This window comes from Pantoea sp. OXWO6B1, assembly GCF_001641135.1.
Classification (GTDB): domain Bacteria; phylum Pseudomonadota; class Gammaproteobacteria; order Enterobacterales; family Enterobacteriaceae; genus Pantoea; species Pantoea allii.
This window is the reverse complement of the sequence record NZ_LWLR01000001.1, coordinates 2,500,592-2,521,410: the sequence shown is the minus strand read 5'-3', so window position 1 is coordinate 2,521,410 and position 20,819 is coordinate 2,500,592. Positions and strand designations below refer to the sequence as shown.

At 48.5% G+C, this 20,819-nt stretch carries 16 protein-coding genes and 6 pseudogenes; 11 read left to right on the top strand and 11 right to left on the bottom strand.

Annotated features, from left to right (window positions below):
* Nucleotides 1–21: 21 nt before the first annotated feature.
* Complete coding sequence (locus tag A6A26_RS14020) at nt 22–228, bottom strand: helix-turn-helix transcriptional regulator (protein ID WP_063881161.1); 207 nt, start codon at nt 226–228, stop codon at nt 22–24.
* A 150-nt stretch (nt 229–378) separates the two neighbouring features.
* Nucleotides 379–1,275, bottom strand: a complete 897-nt coding sequence (locus tag A6A26_RS14015) for a DUF6387 family protein (protein ID WP_156506667.1) — start codon at nt 1,273–1,275, stop codon at nt 379–381.
* A gap of 534 nt (nt 1,276–1,809) precedes the next feature.
* Here A6A26_RS14015 and A6A26_RS14010 point away from each other — a divergent pair.
* Both A6A26_RS14010 and A6A26_RS14000 read left to right on the top strand, forming a co-directional pair.
* Nucleotides 1,810–2,847 (top strand): annotated as a pseudogene (locus A6A26_RS14010) (tyrosine-type recombinase/integrase); the annotation flags it as partial.
* A gap of 63 nt (nt 2,848–2,910) precedes the next feature.
* A pseudogene (locus tag A6A26_RS14000) lies at nt 2,911–4,043 on the top strand (IS3 family transposase).
* A gap of 130 nt (nt 4,044–4,173) precedes the next feature.
* On the opposite strand, the gene A6A26_RS13990 reads toward A6A26_RS14000, so the two are convergent.
* Nucleotides 4,174–5,784, bottom strand: a complete 1,611-nt coding sequence (locus A6A26_RS13990) for an FGGY-family carbohydrate kinase (protein WP_063879292.1) — start codon at nt 5,782–5,784, stop codon at nt 4,174–4,176.
* A 48-nt stretch (nt 5,785–5,832) separates the two neighbouring features.
* Nucleotides 5,833–6,582 carry an SDR family oxidoreductase gene (locus A6A26_RS13985; RefSeq protein WP_063879291.1) on the bottom strand — a complete coding sequence of 250 codons (750 nt, stop codon included), beginning with the start codon at nt 6,580–6,582 and terminating at the stop codon, nt 5,833–5,835.
* 158 nt (nt 6,583–6,740) lie between these two features.
* Between A6A26_RS13985 and A6A26_RS13980 the strand changes: the two genes are divergently transcribed.
* Together A6A26_RS13980 and A6A26_RS26300 are read left to right on the top strand one after the other, a co-directional pair.
* Complete coding sequence (locus A6A26_RS13980; protein WP_063879290.1) at nt 6,741–7,757, top strand: LacI family DNA-binding transcriptional regulator; 1,017 nt, start codon at nt 6,741–6,743, stop codon at nt 7,755–7,757.
* 90 nt (nt 7,758–7,847) lie between these two features.
* Entirely contained in the window at nt 7,848–8,069 is a 222-nt protein-coding gene (locus A6A26_RS26300) for an ATP-binding protein (RefSeq protein WP_158086989.1), read from the top strand.
* A gap of 1,422 nt (nt 8,070–9,491) precedes the next feature.
* Here the strand turns inward: A6A26_RS26300 and A6A26_RS26025 are convergent.
* The 6 genes and pseudogenes from A6A26_RS26025 to A6A26_RS13945 form a co-directional block, all read right to left on the bottom strand.
* On the bottom strand, nt 9,492–9,680 hold the full coding sequence (locus A6A26_RS26025; RefSeq protein ID WP_074181010.1) for a hypothetical protein: 189 nt from the start codon (nt 9,678–9,680) through the stop codon (nt 9,492–9,494).
* An 8-nt stretch (nt 9,681–9,688) separates the two neighbouring features.
* Nucleotides 9,689–10,075: a DUF1380 family protein gene (locus A6A26_RS13965; RefSeq protein WP_063879289.1), complete on the bottom strand. Its 387-nt coding sequence runs from the start codon at nt 10,073–10,075 to the stop codon at nt 9,689–9,691.
* A 43-nt stretch (nt 10,076–10,118) separates the two neighbouring features.
* On the bottom strand, nt 10,119–10,418 hold the full coding sequence (locus tag A6A26_RS26020; protein ID WP_256393084.1) for an antirestriction protein: 300 nt from the start codon (nt 10,416–10,418) through the stop codon (nt 10,119–10,121).
* Between the two features lie 705 nt (nt 10,419–11,123).
* Nucleotides 11,124–11,375: pseudogene (locus A6A26_RS24835) on the bottom strand (alcohol dehydrogenase catalytic domain-containing protein); the annotation flags it as partial.
* Between the two features lie 59 nt (nt 11,376–11,434).
* A pseudogene (locus A6A26_RS13950) lies at nt 11,435–12,174 on the bottom strand (SDR family oxidoreductase).
* Between the two features lie 320 nt (nt 12,175–12,494).
* Nucleotides 12,495–12,710 (bottom strand): annotated as a pseudogene (locus A6A26_RS13945) (transposase); the annotation flags it as partial.
* A 165-nt stretch (nt 12,711–12,875) separates the two neighbouring features.
* Here A6A26_RS13945 and A6A26_RS24830 point away from each other — a divergent pair.
* The 4 genes and pseudogenes from A6A26_RS24830 to A6A26_RS26010 form a co-directional block, all read left to right on the top strand.
* Entirely contained in the window at nt 12,876–13,100 is a 225-nt protein-coding gene (locus A6A26_RS24830; RefSeq protein ID WP_371559308.1) for a hypothetical protein, read from the top strand.
* 470 nt (nt 13,101–13,570) lie between these two features.
* On the top strand, nt 13,571–14,026 hold the full coding sequence (locus A6A26_RS13940) for a hypothetical protein (RefSeq protein ID WP_063879286.1): 456 nt from the start codon (nt 13,571–13,573) through the stop codon (nt 14,024–14,026).
* A gap of 278 nt (nt 14,027–14,304) precedes the next feature.
* Nucleotides 14,305–14,520 carry a hypothetical protein gene (locus A6A26_RS26015; protein WP_244181405.1) on the top strand — a complete coding sequence of 72 codons (216 nt, stop codon included), beginning with the start codon at nt 14,305–14,307 and terminating at the stop codon, nt 14,518–14,520.
* A gap of 607 nt (nt 14,521–15,127) precedes the next feature.
* Nucleotides 15,128–15,426: pseudogene (locus tag A6A26_RS26010) on the top strand (transposase); the annotation flags it as partial.
* Between the two features lie 29 nt (nt 15,427–15,455).
* On the opposite strand, the gene A6A26_RS13935 reads toward A6A26_RS26010, so the two are convergent.
* A complete protein-coding gene (locus A6A26_RS13935) occupies nt 15,456–16,523 on the bottom strand; it encodes a LacI family DNA-binding transcriptional regulator (RefSeq protein WP_063879285.1) in 1,068 nt (355 codons plus the stop codon).
* Nucleotides 16,524–16,720: 197 nt separating this feature from the next.
* On the opposite strand from A6A26_RS13935, the gene A6A26_RS13930 reads away from it, so the two are divergent.
* From A6A26_RS13930 to A6A26_RS13920, 3 genes are all read left to right on the top strand, one after another.
* On the top strand, nt 16,721–17,890 hold the full coding sequence (locus tag A6A26_RS13930) for a Gfo/Idh/MocA family protein (RefSeq protein ID WP_063879284.1): 1,170 nt from the start codon (nt 16,721–16,723) through the stop codon (nt 17,888–17,890).
* Between the two features lie 10 nt (nt 17,891–17,900).
* Nucleotides 17,901–18,965 carry a Gfo/Idh/MocA family protein gene (locus A6A26_RS13925; RefSeq protein ID WP_063879283.1) on the top strand — a complete coding sequence of 355 codons (1,065 nt, stop codon included), beginning with the start codon at nt 17,901–17,903 and terminating at the stop codon, nt 18,963–18,965.
* Nucleotides 18,966–19,068: 103 nt separating this feature from the next.
* Nucleotides 19,069–20,613: an MFS transporter gene (locus A6A26_RS13920; protein WP_063879282.1), complete on the top strand. Its 1,545-nt coding sequence runs from the start codon at nt 19,069–19,071 to the stop codon at nt 20,611–20,613.
* Nucleotides 20,614–20,819 lie beyond the last annotated feature (206 nt).

The following is a 20,819-nucleotide window of genomic DNA, read 5'->3' as shown; positions in this document are numbered from 1 at the left end:
TTATTTTTATGTTAATTTAAATTATGCTGCTTTATTGCGTGAAGAATTAATCAGGTTTTCAATCCAGTCATTTATTTCACTCTCGATGAAAGCAATGGTTTTCTCGCTTATTCTTACTGGCGCAGGAAATTTATTTTTATTTACCAGTCGATAAATACTGGATCTGCTTATACCTGTTCTTTTTATTACTTCTGACAGTCGAATGAATTTTTCATATTTTTGATTCATGCTTTTCTCCTTTGTTTTCTTGATGTGGAGAATAATATTGTGAATAGCTATGCCAAAAAATGGACCAAAAAAAAGGAGATCGTCTGAGACGAACTCCTGCATAATCCCCCCCGTTAACCCGACGGATAACTGTCCGGGGAACTATTTTATTTAATCATCCCTTGATTTATTTTTCGATTTCTGATCGCTTTTCAGCTTATCCATTACAGCAGAAACCTTCATATCCATCAAATATCGGTTTTTATAGATAAATGCCGTGAACAAGTTGTTGAACTCACGGGTTCTGGCTTTTAGAGCCATCGGCTTATCCGTTTCCTTTATTTGTGAGTCACCACGAACCGTATCGATACCAACCCTGTATATGAGAGCAGACAGTTCAGCATCACTGAGCTTTATCGCGTTTCGTTCTGACCAATACAGTAAATCCAGGAGGGGGATGATGCGGAAATCAATGAGTTTTTTGATCATCACCTCACCAAAGTAGAACGTCTGTTTTTGGGTATGTGGTTTTACACCTGTTGCCTTTCGCCACTTTGGCAGAAGATAACGGACAGATTCTATGATTTCATCATCTGTCGAACCACTTAGATCGAGGTGTAACACCATCCGACCTTTCAACCGTTCGTTTTTGTGTCCCCAAAACCACGAGACAGGATAGCTGGCGTAGGGGGAAGTAGTCTTCGGGCGTTTGGACTCAGAGAAAGGTACGATTCCACTTCGAAGTATCATATCCTCAGCCTGGTAAAGCCAGCCAACAGGAAAATGCTTGATATGCTGATCGCTTTCTAAATTGTGTTCTGAGGCAGAGGCTTCCCTGGCCTTTAACGAAACAGTAAGAAGAGGATTACCCGAAAAAATTTGCTGTTCTTCTTCCTCATTGACCGTTTCGAGTTCATCTTCGGATGCCGTCTTAAAACCTACAAACATTTGATGTCTGTATCTGAATTCCTGGTGGAGTTTTTCGATGGTTATATCATTCAAAGCGTCATAGTTATCAGGATTGAACCATTTCCTTAGCGCTAGCATTTTTGCTTCTTTTTTCATCATCTTGCCCAGTATTTATGCCGTTACACCACTATATGCAACAACTGAATTTCAGCCAACGGCCAAAAAGTAGCGGTTTCATTAGGGTAATTATCCTTGGCGTTATATCGTGCTAAATAAGTACGTGAGATGAGGGAAGATTTTTGAAGAGAATTTTATTAAATCATTGTTTATATTACCCATACAAGCAGTCTAACCTACGATCACCGCATTGGGAACCTAGCGAACTCAAAAGTGAGTACAACGATGAGTACAAAAACAAAGTTCTTTATTTAAAACCATAAAAATCAATAAAATGATGAAAAAATAACAGTTTAACGTCTAAATCGCCCTTATTACCTTATGAGGTTTTATTGAATCTCATAAACATCGCGAATGCTCTTAAATCCACGCCGTTGCGTGGATTTTTCATTTTATAAGATCTCAATTCATCTCGTAACAGCGCATTCAAAAATGCGTACATGGATGAGTACAACATTCTTCCATCTCATTTTACGTGGGCCCAATAACGGCATAAGAAATAAACAATGCCCCGCTATGCTCACTGATACGCACTGCCGCACTGCCAGGCCGCTATCGGCTCAATGAAATTAATGGCCTTCACTTTGAAGTGAAACCCAACGGCAAGAAGGCATGGCGCTATCGGTGTAAACTCAACGATAAATCCAGCATGTTTGCGTTGGGTGAATACCCGACAGTTAAACTTGCAGAAGCCCGCGAGAAATGCGAGCAAGCGCGTAAGCAAGTTGCAGATGGAGTTAGCCCGACACAGGCTCGTCAGTTAGATAAGATCCGCAATGTCAATGACGCTTCTAACACCTTTGAGCTGATCGCCAAAGAGTGGTTGCAGATGAAAGACTGGGCCGAAATCACCAAAACGCGGCGACTGGATATGCTTGAACGTGTGGTTTTCCCGCAATCGGTAAGCTCGCTGTCAGAGAGATAACCCCACATCACATTCTTAAAATTCTTCAGGAAACGGCTAAACGAGGAGCACCGACTGTTGCCGCTGAAGCCCGTCGCACCATTTCATCAGTTTTTGAGTTGGCAGTCGCGACGCTTAGAGCTGATAGCGATCCCGTATGGCCTGTGCGCAAGGCCCTTCCGGCTAATAAGACACAGCACAAACAGGCACTAAATCCTCAGCAAATCGGGAAGCTATTAAGCTGTTTTGATAACAGCCGTGGCTCGTATCAGGTTAACTATTGCATGTGGCTGATGTGGTGGACGCTGGCGCGACCAGCCGAAGCCACCGAGGTTGAATGGGCAGAATTCGATCTTGGTAATGCACTGTGGACCATTCCGGCTGCGCGCATGAAAGCTCGCAGAGAACATGTTATTCCCCTTCTCTCACAAGCGGTCAACATGCTCAGAACACTACAGGGATTAACCGGGCATCAACAGCATATCTTCCCGGGGCGAGATAACCCGCGTGGCCCGATGACACCGCACTCACTGCGCCAGCTACTGAAAAACCTCGGCTGGAGCGGAACGTATAGCCCACATGCAACACGAACCACAGGCAGTACCCGTTTGAACGAAATGGGTTATCGACCTGATGCTATTGAGGCACAATAAATCGCCACAGGTTTAACAGACACCTCAGAGTCATTTAAGATGGCTTAAAGAGAGGTGCCCATGAGTGGTAAGCGTTATCCCGAAGAGTTTAAAATTGAAGCAGTCAAACAGGTTGTCGATCGTGGTCATTCTGTTTCCAGCGTTGCAACACGTCTCGATATCACCACTCACAGCCTTTACGCCTGGATAAAGAAGTATGTTCCGGACTCATCCACTAATAAAGAACCGTCAGATGCTCAGGCCGGGATCCGCCGTCTCCAGAAAGAACTGAAGCAGGTTACCGACGAACGGGACATATTAAAAAAACCACGACGTACTTCGCAAAGCTGTCCGACTGAGGTACGTCTTTATCCGTGACAACACCGGTAGCTGGCCTGTTCGCCTGCTCTGTCGGTTGCTGGATGTTCATCCAAGTGGCTTTTACGCCTGGCTTCAGCAACTGCATTCACAACGCTATCAGGTAGACCTGAGACTGACAGGACAGATCAAACAGTTCTGGCTGGAATCGGGATGCGTCTGTGTTTATCGCAAGATCCACCTGGATGTGCGGGACAGCGGGCAACATTGCGGAGTCAACAAAGTCTGGCGACTTATGAAACCTGCCGGGATAAAAGCTCAGGTCGGATACCGAAGCCCGCAGGCACGTAAAAGCGAGGCCAGTATCGTGTCGCCCAACAGGCTCCAGCAACAGTTCAATCCGGGTACTCCGGATGAGCGTTGCGTAACGGACATAACCTATATCAGGACTCACGAAGGCTGGCTGTATCTTGCCGTGGTTGTTGATCTGTTCTCACGCAAAATTATCGGCTGGTCAATGCAACCCCGGATGACAAAGGACATTGTCCTGAACGCATTGCTGATGGCTGTATGCCAGCGTAATCCCCAAAAACAGGTGCTGGTTCGCTCGGGTCAGGGCAGTCAGTACACAATCGTTCCTGAAATCACACGGCCTGGAAAGCAGCATGAGCCATCGCGGTAATTGCCATGATAATGCGGTTGCAGAAAGCTTTTTCCAGTTGCTGAAGCGTGAACGGATAAAGAAAAAGATCTACGGAACGCGGGAAGAAGCCCGCAGCGATATTTTTGAATACTACGAAATGTTTTATAACAGTAAGCGTCGGCATGGTTCTGGCGATCAGATGTCGCCGGCAGAATATGAAAACCAGTATTACCAACGACTCGAAAGTGTCTAGATTATCCGTGGCGATTCAATTTTGTAACCCCATCCACTGTTTATTACTTTAGGACATAATAACCTCTGTTTGTAGGGTGCAGGGGTTCCGTTTATTCCGGCCCCTGATGTTATAAGGATGTCATTACTGATTATGACGTCTGAAGCATTCTGGCCGTTTGCTGTAAGCGCTGGTACTTTTCATAGCGACGCTGATGGGTTGCGCGGTACGTTTCGCTTACCAAATAAGACTGATCTTTATGAGTAAATTGTTTCATCGCACTTACGACGGATGGTGCAATATTTGCTGCCACGGCCCCCAGAATTGCAGAACCAAGCAGAACGGGTTCGCTGCACGTGGTTGAGATGACCGGTAATTCGCATGCATCTGCCAGAATCTGACGCACCAGTGGATGACGTCCAGCCCCGCCGCTAATGACGATGCTGTCCGTTTTTATGCCCTGTGCTTCTTGTGTATCGACGATCTGGCGCAGGCCATAGCCGATACCACAAAGGCCGGCGACATAAAGCGCAACCAGACTATCCAGATCGCGTTCCATCCCCAGTCCGGCAATGATGGCGCGGGCATGTGGGTCGGCGAACGGCGCGCGATTTCCCAGAAATTCAGGCACAACATAAATGCCTTCAGCCAGCTCAACGGCAGCAGAAGTCGTCACAGATTTCTCCTGCGCCAGATTGGCGAGAAATACCGGTAATGATATGCCTGCTTTCGCGGCCATTTCCGTTGCTTTAGCCCCTATAGGGTGCATCGCCACTAGTTGATCTATTGCTGCCCCCGCAGAGCTTTGACCACCTTCATTCAGCCAGTAACCGGGAACCATTGCAGAGTAGTAAGGCCCCCACACGCCTGGTACGGCAACCGCCTCCCGGGTGCTGGTCATGGTGCAGGAAGAGGTACCGAAGACATAGGCCAGATTGCTTAATGCCCCGCCAGCAACGCCGACCGTCCCGATCCCTCCCGCATGCGCATCAATCATGCCAATGGCAACCGGAGTACCGACCAACAGTCCCATTTCACGGGCCGCGTCTTCAGTCAGACCATCACCACAAGGCATACCTGGCGCGGACATTTTTTGGCCGATACGCCTGAAATCTTCATCAGCCAAATCGCCCAGTCCAATCGTACGGAAGTAGTCAGGGTCCCATCGGTTTTCATGGGCAAGCCATGTCCATTTGCAGGTGACGGTACAAATGGAGCGCGTCAGATCGCCTGTAGCGCGCCAGGTCAGATAGTCTGCCAGGTCGAAAAATTGCCAGGCGTTATCGTAAACCTCGCGGCGATTTTCTTTCAGCCAGAGAATTTTGGGTGTTTCCATCTCCGGTGAAATTTTCCCCCCCACATATTTCAGTACAGAATGTTGGGTGGCATTGATTCTTTCTGCCTGCCGGGTCGCCCGGTGATCCATCCATACGATGACATTTTGATCGGCATTACCGTCAGCACTGGTGGCGAGTGGGCGGCCATTTTCACCGACCACAACCAGAGAGCAGGTCGCATCAAAACCCAGTCCTGCCACGTTTTCAGCGCGTATTCCGGTCGTTTCAAGGGATTGTCTGACGCAATGGCAAATCGCCTGCCAGATTTCTGTGCTGGACTGCTCCACGCGGTTGCCTGAACGGCGAAAGACATTAATTTTCTGAACAGCATGCGTCAGTAGCCTGCCCTCCAAATCGAAGATGCCTGCACGAACGCTACCTGAACCGACATCGATGCCAATAACCGCTTTATTCTCGTTATTCATACTTTCTTCACCTGAAAAAATTGTTGCTGTTTGCCGGCTATGCCTGGCTCAGAGGTCGACACTGTTTGGCAGAATGACTAAATCGCGTACGGTGACTCCTTTAGAGCGTGTCACCATAAACAATACGGATTCTGCAACTTCAGTTGGTTGCATCAGGCTGCCATTAGCTAGTGCTTCGTCCATTTTGGCTTTCGGCCAGTCATCAAGCAGAGCCGTTACCACAGGACCCGGCAGCACCGCCCCGACACGAACGCCGTACTGTGCAACCTGACGACGCGTGGTGTGCACAAACGCCTGCACGGCAAATTTAGATGCGGCATAAATAGGTTCCCAGATAACAGGAACAACGCCGGCAATAGAACTGGTAAAGATGATGTCACCAGATTTTTGTTTGATCATTTCAGGCAGGACTGCGCGGACGCAACGGAAAGCAGCATTAATGTTCAGACAGAGCACCCGATCCCAGACATCAGGATCGCCTTCCGCTACGGGTCCGCCAACATAGGCCCCTGCATTGGCATGGAAAATATCCAGACGCCCAGTCAGGTTAATAATGTCGGAAAGCATATTGTCAATCTGCTCCGGTTTCATTAAATCAACCTGCAGGGCAAATGCGTTGTCGCCCAGTTCAGTAACCAGCTTGCTCAGCTTTTCGCCGTCGCGATCGATGAGAACAACTTTTGCACCTGCGGCCAGCAATGTTTTTGCACAGGCCAGACCGATGCCGGAAGCTGCACCGGTAATGGCAGCCACCTTACCTTCAAGGGAAGTAGTAATGGATGAATTTGATGAGGTCATTTTATAATCCTTTTATATGTCAAAAATCAGGTTTCTGTACGCCCATTAAGGGTGCAAAAACCGGGGGCGTACTGTTTTTTACTCGCTCAACCGATGAAGCTGTGGTATCACTTTAAAAAAAAGTGGGCAAGAGTCTTCAAAAAAATGGGGTTGGATTTGTGACACGAACAGAAAAAATCAAGAAAACGACTATCTATGATCTGGCGAAACTTACCGGCGTATCGGCTAGTGCCGTGAGCGCAATTTTGAACGGGAGCTGGGAAAAACGGCGGATCAGTAAATCACTGGCGGACAGGGTAAAAAAAATTGCCGAAGAGCAGGGCTATGCGCTGAATCGGCAGGCAAGCCTGCTTCGTAGCCAAAAATCCAACGTTATTGGTATGCTGGTTCCCAGGTACGATAACCGCTACTTTGGTTCGATAGCCGAGCGCTTTGAAGAAATGGCACGAGAGCGCAATATGCTGCCGATTATTACCTGTACTCGCAGGGATCCAGAACTGGAGCTGGAAGCAGCCCGGGTTATGCTTTCGTGGCAGGTGGACTGGATTGTGGCTACCGGGGCGACCTTTCCGGACAAAATCACAGGGCTTTGTCAGCAGGCAGGAGTGCCTGTAATTAATCTCGACTTACCCGGGACACTGGCTCCGTCGATTATCTCTGATAATTATACTGGCGCAAAAAAATTAACTGAAACCATTCTGGCTCAGAGTACTGCCCGTTACGGTACAACATCACCCCTGTACTTTATTGGGGGGCGTAAAACAGATCATAATACTGCTGAGCGTCTCAGGGGGTTTATTGATGCTCATGCAGCCCATGGACTCTGCGTGCCGGAAGAAAACCTGCTGGTAAGAGGCTATTCTCTCGGCAACATTGCCCTGACCCTGGAAGATGCTTTTGATAATAGTGAAATTCACCTGCCGGGTATCTTTATTAATTCAACTATCTCTCTCGAAGGCGTGGTAGGTTGGCTGGCGCAGCGTGGACTGATTAACAAAAAACAACCGCCATTGGGCTGTTTTGACTGGGATCCGTTTGTATCACTGCTTGGGCATAATATTTCTATGATTCGTCAGGATGTACCGGCAATGCTGGATGCTGTTTTTAAAATCATTGATACCGGAGAAGTATCTTCAGGAACGATTGAAATCCCCCCACTATTGGTGAAAGGGTGATTTTAACGAAGGAAATAGGAATAAGTTATTGGTAAGAGTTACCAATGGCGAAAGTTAAATAATTTCCGATAAGTAAATCTCATATCTATCGTGCACAACCTCATTGATAATGCGAATAAAAAAATAAACAAAGGCGTTATTAACTTAAATATAAAATTATTAAACAACACTCTATTCATACGTGTTAGCGATACAAGTCAGGGTTTTGATATAAAGAAATTAGATTTACTTTTCTGGCCTTTTAATCAGGGAGTAAAGGAAGATACACTGCAGGGATTGGAACTGGGCCTGACCATCATAAAGCTATATTAAATCGTTACATGGCAATATCAGGATAAGATCAGTTATTGAAAAAGGATCAACATGTTTAGTCATCCTTCCTGTAAAAGGTTTACCTGATTACTGAAAATTACACCGTCTGATATAGGCGGTGAAGATAATTTTAATTCACTCTTCTTGCAGGAAATGTTTAGTTGACGCCTTGTCTTTTGCATCATTAACCTCTGACAGATTTCTGTCCAGAATTGTCTCCAGCGCCTCTTCGTTTTTTTCTCCGCGCATATTCAGGTAGATTTCTTAGACCATTGCCATTAAAATACTTATTCCTTCCCTTGTTCCTGAAACTTTACGTATGAGGTCACGGTTAAACCCCTCAGTGTCAAACTTACTGCTCTCACCCTGATGGTTCTTTACCATCAGACCGAATCCGAGAAGCTCATTGACCATTGACGAGAAATTTATCTCACAGTGTGTCGCCTCGTTCTGAACTTCCATTTCGACCAGTTCCTGTACTCCAATGTTTTAAATAAATAAAAATGCAAGATAAAATCTTGCGCGAGGTGTGATGAAAGAGAAACTCTAAAAGTGGCTTGTTGAATATGTGTCTTAAGTGGAATTTAAATAACCTCATACAGGTACTGGCAACATGCTCAAAGCGCATAGTGCGCGTCTGTAACAACTTATCTTGCACGGGATGCCTGAGAAGGTATTTTTATGCACAGACACAGCACGTCGTATTTTACGCAAACACATGAAAATTGATAAATATGAAATGGTTACCCGCCTCCGTGTTTTTTGCGACATTCACCGTACATGCTGAGCCAGAAATACGCTTCACGAAAGCCGGGCATGATTGCGGTATTTATCCACGTTTGCTGATGACTCGCTCAATTCAATAATCACGCATGCGTAATAACGCAACAAACAGCAAAACCGCACGAAACAGCACAGATGTATGCAATATGAAAATTAACAGTTCTAACTTCAATTTGTCAAAAATATTCAATATTACGCGGGAACGTTTACTGGCCGATCAGTGTAAACACAGGCGCCCCGGAAACGGCGTTGCCCCTTACATCCCGCCGTGTGTACTGGCGGGGTGCGTGGAGCGCCGCAAACGGCGCGACTGCGCGGCGCAGCCAGGACGGCTGCTGCAAGCGAAAGGTGTTGCGTCAAGATGGAAACCCGCTGCCCCGGAACGGGCCCGGGCAGAGACGGCGAGACGGCTCTGTGCGGAGCATGACAGCCGACAGCACGCCCGCATAACCGGCTATTCCGGTCACGCACCACGACAAAAAAACTGGAATGAATGGCGGTAAAAGCACCACGGAAGAATACCGTTATCAGAGGCGGTGCGGTGATCGCGCCGTCAGGCGCGCGCCCTGCCGTTCCGCCGCCGAAGGCGCAGGTTTTGGCAGGCTGACAGGCGGGCCGCAACCGCCTGAACGTTACTGATTAACCTTTGCCGCTCTGCAAAATAAAGTGGCCGCTAATATATACGGCACACTGACAGGTCATGTAATGGCAGATTTCATCTATGATCTCTTCCGTCCTGAGTTCTCTCTGACCACAGAAACGGCTGCGCTCGTTTATCAGGGCTTTGTACTGGCAAAGGATGCCGCGGTTCTGCGGTGACAGTTTCATTTTTCTTCTTATCTGTTCAGTGCCATTCTCGCCTGAGCAACAGCCTGCAAAATCGTACTGGGGTCGTCTTCTCCTCCGGTCTGGACTAAACGCCCTGCTGCTTCGGCCAGCGTCTGAAGGCTTCGTGCATCAAAGCTGACTTCGCGTACCTGATGCATCATCGCCCGAATATTACTGAGATGCTCCCATACGGTCTGTCCGTTGATACCGTGCTCAATGTAGTTTTCATCCAGTGAGATGCGTCTGAGCACCTCGACAGACTCTTGTTCGGTAATGCCCATTTCTTCGCTGCAGACTTCCACATCTTCGATTGTCCACACCAGAACAGTCAGGGTGCACCCAGGGATATAGTTTTCCAGCAGCCAGGCGCAGACTTCATTTACGTTGCCATGCATGTTTTTTTCTCCTGTAAGGGACGGTCTCACCGCCCCTGATCAATCAGTCCAGTGCGCGGAACAGCGCGCCGTCCTCGGTGTGCGTATCTGCATACGCCATCAGTTGCTCGTAACGTTCACAAAAGTGGGCGCAGAGTTCTTCCTGATCATGGTGGCTGTGCATCCAGCTACGGTGATTAAGCACCAGTGCAGTCAGAATGATGCCCGCCACCTCCGCTGAAACGATCATATCCGTCCAGTTTTCAGGGTTACGGAAACGGTACTCATCGCCAGGCGACTGCATGAATCCTCCGCCATTGGGTAACTGCACAAACTCCCAGAAACCGCCGTTGTAACCTTCCAGAAAGCGTTCTGCCTAGTGATAAACGTTGAGTTCTGAGCGCAAAAAGTCGCTGGAAAACAGCATGGGTAAAAAGCGCATTCGTGCGTCCCCGTCGACGAAACGGGCTTGATTCATTTCCTGCATACAAACGCCTCGCTTAAGGGGATGACAGATACGGCCTGTGCCGTGCCTGAATGACAGCCCGACGAAAAGCGGAGTGATCAGGAGCGACGACGAGGCCGCAGCGCAATCGAGCGGAGCCGTGATTATGCACGCGATGACGCGAAGACTGAGCGGAAGCGCGACGGGAGTAAGCCCCGTGGAGGGAGTGCGAACGGGGGAGGAGGCGAGCGAAGCGATCTCTTGATCACGCAGTGGTCGGGCTAAAGTGAAGGCACGGCAACGGCCGCAGACCGCACGGACCGGGTTTTCTGCCTTCTCCCGCGAGAGGCGGAATAAAGCGGCGCACAGCAACATCCTTGTTCTCTGTTGTCCACAGCCCGGGTGCATATCCGGCACCTAACCCTGTGGATAAACGCCCACCGGCGGCAGCATAAGCGACATTAAAAGGAGTGATCAGAAAACAACCACTTCGACATCTTAATTCAGGTGACTGCGCATCAGCGCGGCCCGCCGGTGAAGGTCGATGAGCTGTAAATCAATGTCCTCAATCAGCACCGCCGCCATTTTCTGCGCCGGCGAGGCACTGCGATAGGCCTGATGTGTTAACGCCAGTTCCGATGAGGGAATACTCACATAGTCGGCATAGGCACTGCTGCCATTCATTATCCCCTCCGGAAAGCGCACCATTGAATAGACCTCATCGCCTGGGCTGAACAGAGAGACGTTATTGCCGGCCGCTGCAACGACTCCGGATACATCAGTTCCCAGGATGAGCGGGAATGTTGGGTTTGGTCGCCTTTCAAGTGGATTAAGGCTGGCGGCGTGCACTTGAACAAGTACTTCGTCACTTCCAACAAGCTAAAAGCGAACGTTACTGGACCAATTTCAGTTGCTTTTATGAACCCTGATAACAATCAGTAATGTACCAGGCCGCCGTCTACCGCATATTGGCTGCCGGTAACATAAGATGCGTCATCGGACAGGAGAAAAAGGGCAACTGCAGCGGCCTCTGCTGCTGTTCCTGAGCGGCCCAAAGGAACCTGTTTTACCACAAAATCTTCAAACTGCTGACGCGACTCTTCTGGCAAAAAGTGCCTGAAGTTGGTTTCAATCGGACCTGGCACCAACGTGTTGGCGCGTATACCGCGTTCAGCCAGAGCAGAAGCCCAGCTTTTGACCATAGCGATAACAGCGCCTTTCGTCGATGCATACAGGCTTGTCATCGCCGCACCTTCATATACAGATGAGGATGCGTCACCAGAACGGATGCGCCTGAATTAAGTGATTTGGAGAGCGCTGCCAGCTGTAGCATTGGGCCGCGCACATTAGCGTTCATCATGCGATTAAATGAATCTGCTGTTACAGATCCCGGAGAGCTTAGTTCCGCGAAACCAGCATTAAGCCATAATCCATCAAGTTTACTCCAGCCATCAATAGCTTCCTGCAGCACATTTATGTCAGTTTCGCTTGCAGCATCGCTTTTCAGAACAAGCGATGCCACAGGAAGGATACTGCGTGCGCGTTCCAGCCTTTCTTCATTAAGCCCCGTAATAGCTACATGCCCACCTTCAGAGACAATTCGCTGAGCGCCTGCCAGCCCCATGCCGCTTGTCCCACCCGTGATCAATATACGTTTACCCTGAAACCTTCCCATGCTTACTCCCTTTATTTGGCTGTGGAATCAGCATTTACCTTGCGTAAAAAAACTATTCGTCATCTTTTTTATTATGCAACGATGGCATTGCTGTTTAAATGTCCTCTCGTGGCATAAAGCAGACTGATGTCATCCTAATCTTCGATATGAGCGAGGAGCGGACAAGAGACTTTCATGAATAGTTACGATAACTGCTCATGTATTTCAGAAAATGCTCGGCTGCTTCGAAAGAGAAAATATTGATATCAGAGGCATCACCACAGGTGCTCCGATAATGGCGGATGAGAAAGACCCGCCGCTTACCGTTGCCGGCGACAACCCCGCTCCAGCTTTTTCTGGAGACGGCGGATCCCGGCCTGAGCATCTGACGGTTCTTTATTAGTGGATGAGTCCGGAACGTACTTCTTTATCCAGGCGTAAAGTCTGTAGGTGATGATATCGAGACGTGTTGCAACGCTGGAAACAGAATAACCACGATCGACGACCTGTTTGACTGCTTCAATTTTAAACTCTTCGGGATAACGCTTACCGATCATGGGCACCTCTCTTTAAGTCATCTTAAATGACTCTGAGGTGTCTGCGATTCATATCTCCCTTTCCTCTCAAGTCGTAAAATGCTAAGAACACAACAGGGATTAACCGGGCATGGCAGCACCAAGGTCCAATGACATCGCACTCCCTGCGTCAGCTACTTAAAAGCATTGGCTGGAGTGGTATTTAGCCCACATGCTACCAGAACCAGAGGCAGTACTCGTTTAAACGTGATGGGGTATCGATCAGATGCTATCGAGGCCCAACTTGCACATGCTGACACCAACAATGTCCGCCGCACTTACAACCATGCGGCCTATATTGATGAACGTAAAGTGATGATGCAGGAATGGGCTGATATGTTGGATAAAAGTTTACACAACGTCCCCCTTTGATTAAGGATCGCGTTGCACCGCCCCCATTGAACTCACAGCTCAAACCGAATCTTAAGATTGAACCGGACTGGCCTGCGCCGGTAAGAATATTTAGGCCGCAAATACCATTTAACGGATAAACATAGATCGTCAGACAGAGACATGATGGCTGCTGAGATTCCCCTGCTCAGATCGGTGAATCATCATTAGGTTTTCCCTTACGAACTGAATACTCACTGACCCAGACCATAAAGCACTGGCTTGACAGACTGAACCACAGATATGAACGAGAGTCCGTACAGTTGCGGAACGGCAGTTATATGCCTGGTGAAGCCGTAAGGAAAACGCAAGGCTCTAATATGAATATTAAATTCCCTGAAGCGTATTAAGCGGACCTTAATTTTTCCAGCCCCTAAGTGCCCTGTTCTTATGGAAGTTTGCGCCGGAACCCCATATGATTGATTAAGAATGTTCAAGTAAAGGAAACTCTGATGCAACTTATAAAAACTGAATACTCCCTCAGTTCCGGGTATCCGATTGTCAGGCGCACGCTGGAGGACAAAAAGAATTTGGTGAAACAGCCTGGTTTCGGTCCTGAGTCCTGCTGTGCAGTAGTCCAGTACAGGCTACGGGGTAATATTCGTTATGCGTTCGGAAACAGTCGGATGCAGATAAGCATGCCACCAGGAATCTATACCCATAATTGGGTCAGGCTGCATGGCGAAATGGCGGCTCTCGTTGCCGCGATAAACCGCATCGAGCGCTATTCCACCGATGATGTAATACCAATCACGGCTGCCTATATTGAATTGCGGCCCTGTGAGGCCAACTGCATGCAGGCACTGCGTAATATTCTGCCTGAGGATGCTTGCGTTTATTACTCTTTTGACCACCCCACTCAGGTTGACGAATGGAAATTACGTGCTAATGAGCTTTGTAGCGTTTGAAACTTTTCACCACAACATTTTCCCAGGCAAATTAGAAGTGATATCCCCCAAAATTTAGGTGATGTGGTGAATGAATGGAAACGCAGAAACTCCCTTTAAAAGTTACCCAGCTGGTTGCTATCAGCTTAAATTGCACTGTGTTCATGTCCGTTACGAGCCAAGAGCGAACGTGGAGATCGACAGTCTCAGTTGATTTAAGGGAAGCACTTTAGTGGTTGTTGTCAAAGCTACGTTTTAAAGGTTTAAATATTGCATTACAAATATTATGGATTCTACACATGAAAAAACGATTGTTACTGCTTATATTACTCATTACTTCCCAATCGTGGGCTAGTCAGCCCTCCCCAAATGAGCAAGCTAAACAAATGGCTGAAGCAGTATGCCTATACCAATACAATGTCATTAATTCTCACTTTACTTTGGGTTTTTCTGAGGAAAAAGCAATTCAAGCATCGTCTAAAATACTAACTAATTATTTAAAGAGCCATAAATAAAATGCTGGGGATTTTTTTCTCTCATCGATTCGTAGAAGCACAATTGCACAGTTACGGGAGTTAGAAGGAAATAAAGATGCAGTACAGCGACTACACTCTCCCCCACCAGATTTTAAAGATAATTTTTTATCCTCTTGTAATGGAATGAAAAAAAAGCAGTTGGAAGCTATGCATGTTTTTGGTTAAATTCAACATACATACATACATACATACATACATACATACATACATACATACATACATACATACATACATACATACATACATACATACATACATACATACATACATACATACTGATGTGATTACTTTGGGGCCATCGCAATTATTATCTTTTATCCTCGCTCATAGCTGCCAGAGTCCTACTAAAGCAGCAGGCTCTTGCTAAAAGTGAAAAATGCTAAACGCATGATATGTTACTCTTTTGGGTGCTGGGCATAAAAATAATTAATAGTAACTTTTAGGCGAATCTGAGTGGATATCGGTGTCTTAGACTTGCCGCTTGTAGGTTTGTTTTGTGCTTGTGCCTTGACCTTCCCCCTGTAAACCGATCCATTCTATTTCAGAGTGCTTCCGACATACTGTTATGTACTCGGAATTGATTGCCATACGTAAAGCCCGACTCACCGAACACCAGATCATTGCCGTTCTGAAGTCCGTCGAAACCGGACGTACCGTTAAGGATGTCTGCCGCGAAGCGGAAATAACTGAGGATTCGTATTACAACTGAAAAGCGAAGTTTGGCTATATGAAAGCCTCTGATATCGAAAAGATGAAAGCTCTTGAGGAAAAAAACGCCGCTTCAAAGAGATGTTTGCCGACCTGAGTCTGGAAGATTGAGCGTTAAAAAACTCATCGAAAAAAACGTTAAAAACAATGATACAGCGTGAGCACGTCGGTTACCTGACCGCACAATTAATGGTGTTTATCCCCTTTCAACCCTCTTCATCACGAATCTCATCCCGCGCCGCATGACGGGTGGCTCTGGCGACCGTCCCTCCATCCATAAGGATTCCCTGCAACAGCAGATTATAAACCGGTGCCTGGGGACGATTCAGGCGGTTCTGCAGTAGCTGAATCGCCTCGTAGCCCAGTTCACGACAGGGCACGGCAAAGCCAGTGATGGATGTGTCTGGCGGCCCGGCTAACCGGCTCGCCAGATCGGTAGTCATCAACGACATATCCTCGGGAATACGCAACGATCGGGCACGCAACACATTTTGTACCCCGGTGATAATGCCTTTACCTACCGGCAAGATAACATCTGGCCACGCTTCACGTGGATGACTATCCAGCCAGCGATTAAGCGCGTCCTCGGTCTCACCAGAGGAATAGGCTTCGATCACAATCAGGTCTTTCTGCGGACTAAACGGAATATGAAAATGGCGGTAAGCATCTTTAATGCCTTCCAGGCGCAGAAACAGCGTCTCACGACTCAGACAGGTCACAGTCAGCACGCGACGATGGCCCTGTTCAAACAGATGCTGCATAGCCCCAAAACCAATCGCATGGTGATCGGGTGAAACCGCATCCAGTTTCATGTCTTTGTCTCGGGAATTAATTAACACGCAGGGCTTATTGAGTGTCGCGGCCAGATTAAAAATCGCCTGGTCGTCAGTCCCGATGATGATGATAGCGTCGTTACTTTTTGCACCCGCCTTTTCAAGAAACAGCTTCACATCGGCACGCTGTTCCTCAAGCGGATAGTAGCTGATATGAACGTCGTGCGTTGCACAGGCTTCTGCGATGCCGCGCGTTACTTCGAGATAAAAATGATCGCCACGCGGCGTAAAGGTGCGCGCTGGGGCAAACACAATAAGGCTGTTGATCAACAGGCGGCTGCTTACCATTTCATGCAATACGCCAAGACGACGCGCACAACTGACGATAGCCTCACGTGCCTTATCACTGGTGTAAGACTTACCGCTCAGCACACGCGAGACCGTACTGACGGAATAGCCCGTTTCTGCTGAAATTTCGTCCATTCGGAGCTTGCCAGCCATAATGTGATCCCCATCTCAATCATTTTTTGCAATTTTTTGCAGTCATAGTGGATTGATAATACGGTGATTTTACATTCCGCTCATAAACATCCGCCTCGCTCTGCGAACATTCTCACAAAAACAGTTTGTCCCCTCTCCAGCGCTTTTTTATGGTCTTCCGCAGGCACCACAACCCAGCGAACCAATGGAGAATAAGCATGCTAAAGATTGCAATAGTGGGCATGGGCAACATTGCCAATTTACATATTCAGGCATTTTTGCAATTTCCTGAACGCGGCAAAATTGTCGCCGTTGTTGATGTTTATCCTGACAAAGCCCGCGATAAATTACAGCGTTATGGCCTGCAGGATGTGCGCGTTTACAGCGATCATCATGAGATGCTGGCAGAAGGCGCAGATATTGATGTCGTTGATGTCTGCACCCCGCCCTATGTGCACGCAGAAAACACCATTGCGGCGCTGCAGGCAGGAAAACATGTGTTATGCGAAAAGCCAATGGCGGCATCACTCGAAGAGTGCGATGCCATGATTGCGGCGCAAAAGGCCAGCGGAAAGGTCCTTTCCGTGGTGGCACAGAACCGTTTTACCGATGCCTTCTGGCGCTTAAAAGCCGCTGTTGATTCGGGGCTGGCAGGGAAAATCTGTCACGCACAGGTCGATTCATTATGGTGGCGGGGCCACTCTTATTACGACCTCTGGTGGCGTGGCACCTGGGAGAAAGAAGGCGGCGGCTGCACGCTTAATCATGCGGTGCACCATATCGATGCCATGCAGTGGATGCTCGGTGCCCCCAGTGAAGTGGTTGCCATGATGGGCAACGTTGCCCACGACAATACCGAAGTCGAGGATCTCAGCGCCGCTATTTTCCGCTTTCCAAATGGAACACTTGCGCAGCTAACGGCCTCGGTTGTGCATCACGGAGAAGATCAAAAAATCATTCTTCAGGGTGAAAAAGCGCGCCTCTCTGCGCCGTGGAAAACCGTAGCTAACCAGGCCGCTGAGAATGGCTTTCCGGAAAAAGATAACAATATTGCTCTGGAAAGCGAGCTGGAGCGCTTATATGCCGATGTGCCACCTCTGAACTGGACGCTGCATGCCGGGCAGGTGAATGACTTTTTCTGCGCCATTGAGCAACAGTGTGCGCCATTAATCGATGGCGAGCAGGGTAAACGGTCGCTGGAATTAATTACCGCCATCTATAAATCGGCCATCACCAAAAGTACGGTCTCGCTACCTATTCCTGAAGATGACGCCTTCTATTGTACCGGCGGACTGATTGCCAGTGCGCCCCATTTCTACGAAAAGCAGGCTTCAGTGGATAACTTCGCTGATGTCGACGACATCCCGTTGGGTAAAAATTTTGCGTGAGGAAACAACCATGAATAAAAAGGATGGCATGAATTACGCGCCGAAAGGCAAGCCGCAGCACGTAGTCAATCCAGGCGAGTTTATCTTTGCCGCCACCGGGCTCGATCATGGACATATTTATGCCATGTGCAATGGCCTTACCGAGGCCGGTGCAACCCTGAAGTGGGTTTATGACGCGGATGCGGCCAAGGTCGATAAATTCGTCCAGCAGTTTCCGCACGTACAGATTGCCGATTCACTCGATACGATCCTGGCCGATCGGCAGGTGCAACTGGTGGCAGCGGCGGCGATCCCGTCACAGCGCTGCGCGCTGGGGCTGAAAGTGATGGAGGCGGATAAAGACTACTTTACCGACAAGGCCCCGCTTACCACCCTGGAACAGTTGGAAGATGCCAGAGCGACATGTGCTAAAACCGGCCGTAAATATGCGGTTTATTACAGTGAGCGTCTGCACGTGGAAAGTGCGGTATTCGCCGGGCAACTGGTTGAACAAGGCGCAATTGGCCAGGTCGTACAGACACTGGGTACGGGTCCACATCGGGAAGGCACGGGTCGACCAGACTGGTTCTATCAGCGTCGTTATTTTGGCGGCATCCTGTGTGATATCGGCAGCCATCAGATAGAGCAGTTCCTCTATTACACCGGCAACCGCGATGCCACGGTGGTCGCCAGTCAGGTCCGCAATTTCAGTCATCCTCGCCACCCGCAGTTTGAAGATTTTGGTGAGGCAATGCTGGCGGGCGAAAACGGCGCAACGGGTTATTTTCGCTGTGACTGGTTTACACCTGATGGCTTATCAACGTGGGGTGACGGACGCATGACGTTACTTGGCACCGAAGGATACATCGAAATCCGCAAATACACCGATCTGACGCGCGATGAGCAGGACGTAGTGTACCTGGTCAATAATGACGGCGAATTTCGTTACAGCGTTTCTGGCACCGTGGGGTTTCCGTTTTTCGGCCAGTTAATTAATGACTGTCTGCATCGTACTGAACAGGCTATGACGCAAGAGCATGCGTTTAAAGCCGCCGAACTATGCATTAAAGCACAGATGTTAGCTAACGCGGGATAACCTACCGCTGACCGACTTTATTTCCACTTCTGTCTATAACAGAGACGGCAGCATCGCGCACCTCTGCCGTTATAAAACACCTACCAGAACAGGAATTTTATCGATGGTTAAACCCACTCAGCGTCGCGTAGGTTATGGCGTAGCAATCGGCTACGGCTTAACGGATTTATTTGGCGGAGGCGCTTTTGCCGTTATCGGTGCCTGGCTGTTATTTTTTTACACCACTTATTGCGGATTATCGGTATTTGAAGCGGGGTCTATATTTGCCATTGCCCGCGTCATCGATTCTGTTTTAAGCCCGATAATGGGTTACATCACCGATAATTTCGGCAATACATGGGCGGGGCGTAAATTTGGCCGCCGCCGCTTCTTTTTATTAATGTCGTCACCGTTGATGCTGCTGTATGGCGCACTGTGGGTGACGGACATGAGCTACTGGTATTATCTCGGTACGTACCTCACTATTGAATTACTCTCTGCAATGGTGCTGGTCCCGTGGGAAACCCTGTCATCAGAGATGACCAACCGCTTCAGCGAGCGTACGCGTCTGTCCGGCGTGCGCCTGATGTTCTCTTCGCTCGGGAGTTTTCTGGCTGTCTCCGTGCCGGGGCTGATCATGACCTACACTGGCAAAGATAACGCCATCACTTATACGCTGACGGGGATCATTTTTTCGGTCATTTATTGTGTTGCCGTCTTCATTACCTGGCTAACCACCTGGGAAGCGAAAGATATACAGACCGGGCAGCCTGATGAGATCCACCCGGTCAGGAAAGGTCATTTCCTGGCGCATTTTAAATATTTGTTTGTGGACCTTATTTCATCATTCAAAATCAGAGCCTTTCGCCAGCATCTGATGATTTATATCTGCTCATTTACCGCGATGGATGTCTTCCTGGCCGTTTTTACCTACTTCGTGATTTACGGTCTGAAACAGGACGCCTCACTGGCCTCTCTGTTACTGAGCAACATGATGTTTATGTCTATCCCGGGTACGTTTGTATTTATGATGCTGTTAGGCCGGTTAAATATGACGCCCTCAACCGCACTGAGAATTTCCTATCTCAGTATTCTGGTGATCTTATTCTTTCTGTTTGCCGTTTATCTCTGGCACTGGCAGGTACCGGCCCTTCTGTTCAGCGCAATATTTCTTTTTATGGGCATCGCCCGTGCCGGGTTGTTCTACATTCCCTGGAACATCTACAGTTTTATTCCTGATATTGATGAGATGGTCACCTGCAAGCGTCGGGAGGGAATCTTTGCTGGCGTAATGGTGTTAACCCGTAAAAGCTCCGTCGCCATTGCCATCTTTATGATTGGGGTCGTCCTGCAGGAAAGCGGTTTTACGAAAGGAAATGGCGCCCAACCCGAGAGTGCGATTAATGCCATTGTGGTATTGGTGGTGTTTGTGTCTGGCACACTACTGACCATCAGTTTCTGGCTGACCTATAAGTTCAAGCTGACCCAGAGCAGTCACAGGTTGCTGATCAAAGAAGTCGCACGTCGTAAGCTTGGCGGCGCACCCAAAGACTGCGATGCAGAAACGCGCAAAGTGATCAAATCGCTGACCGGGTATGAATATGACGAAGTCTGGGGCGTCACACCGGCGAAAAAAACTAACGATACCGCCGTGAATTCACCCCTGTAGGCGGAGGGTGACGGATGCGTAACCCGCCTGCCAGTGGGTTACGCATCCGTTAGCCGTTAAAGCGGCGATCGGAATAGTGCGACGCCAGTAAAGACAAAGTTGAAATTCAGTAAGCCATCCAGGGGTTAACAATCTGGCTTACGAGCGAACAATTCTTCTCTGTCTTCTGGCCGTAGCCTTAAGCTGTGCCCGGCATTAAGAAAACA

Bases quoted from the DNA above. Each gene is read 5' to 3' on its own strand.
- A6A26_RS13935 (WP_063879285.1), bottom strand. From the start codon at position 16,523: ATGGCTGGCAAGCTCCGAATGGACGAAATTTCAGCAGAAACGGGCTAT.
- A6A26_RS13930 (WP_063879284.1), top strand. From the start codon at position 16,721: ATGCTAAAGATTGCAATAGTGGGCATGGGCAACATTGCCAATTTACAT.
- A6A26_RS26015 (WP_244181405.1), top strand. From the start codon at position 14,305: ATGAAAAAACGATTGTTACTGCTTATATTACTCATTACTTCCCAATCG.
- A6A26_RS14020 (WP_063881161.1), bottom strand. From the start codon at position 228: ATGAATCAAAAATATGAAAAATTCATTCGACTGTCAGAAGTAATAAAA.
- A6A26_RS13990 (WP_063879292.1), bottom strand. From the start codon at position 5,784: ATGAATAACGAGAATAAAGCGGTTATTGGCATCGATGTCGGTTCAGGT.
- A6A26_RS13925 (WP_063879283.1), top strand. From the start codon at position 17,901: ATGAATAAAAAGGATGGCATGAATTACGCGCCGAAAGGCAAGCCGCAG.
- A6A26_RS26025 (WP_074181010.1), bottom strand. From the start codon at position 9,680: ATGAAACTGTCACCGCAGAACCGCGGCATCCTTTGCCAGTACAAAGCC.
- A6A26_RS14015 (WP_156506667.1), bottom strand. From the start codon at position 1,275: ATGATGAAAAAAGAAGCAAAAATGCTAGCGCTAAGGAAATGGTTCAAT.
- A6A26_RS13985 (WP_063879291.1), bottom strand. From the start codon at position 6,582: ATGACCTCATCAAATTCATCCATTACTACTTCCCTTGAAGGTAAGGTG.
- A6A26_RS13965 (WP_063879289.1), bottom strand. From the start codon at position 10,075: ATGCATGGCAACGTAAATGAAGTCTGCGCCTGGCTGCTGGAAAACTAT.
- A6A26_RS13940 (WP_063879286.1), top strand. From the start codon at position 13,571: ATGCAACTTATAAAAACTGAATACTCCCTCAGTTCCGGGTATCCGATT.
- A6A26_RS13920 (WP_063879282.1), top strand. From the start codon at position 19,069: ATGGTTAAACCCACTCAGCGTCGCGTAGGTTATGGCGTAGCAATCGGC.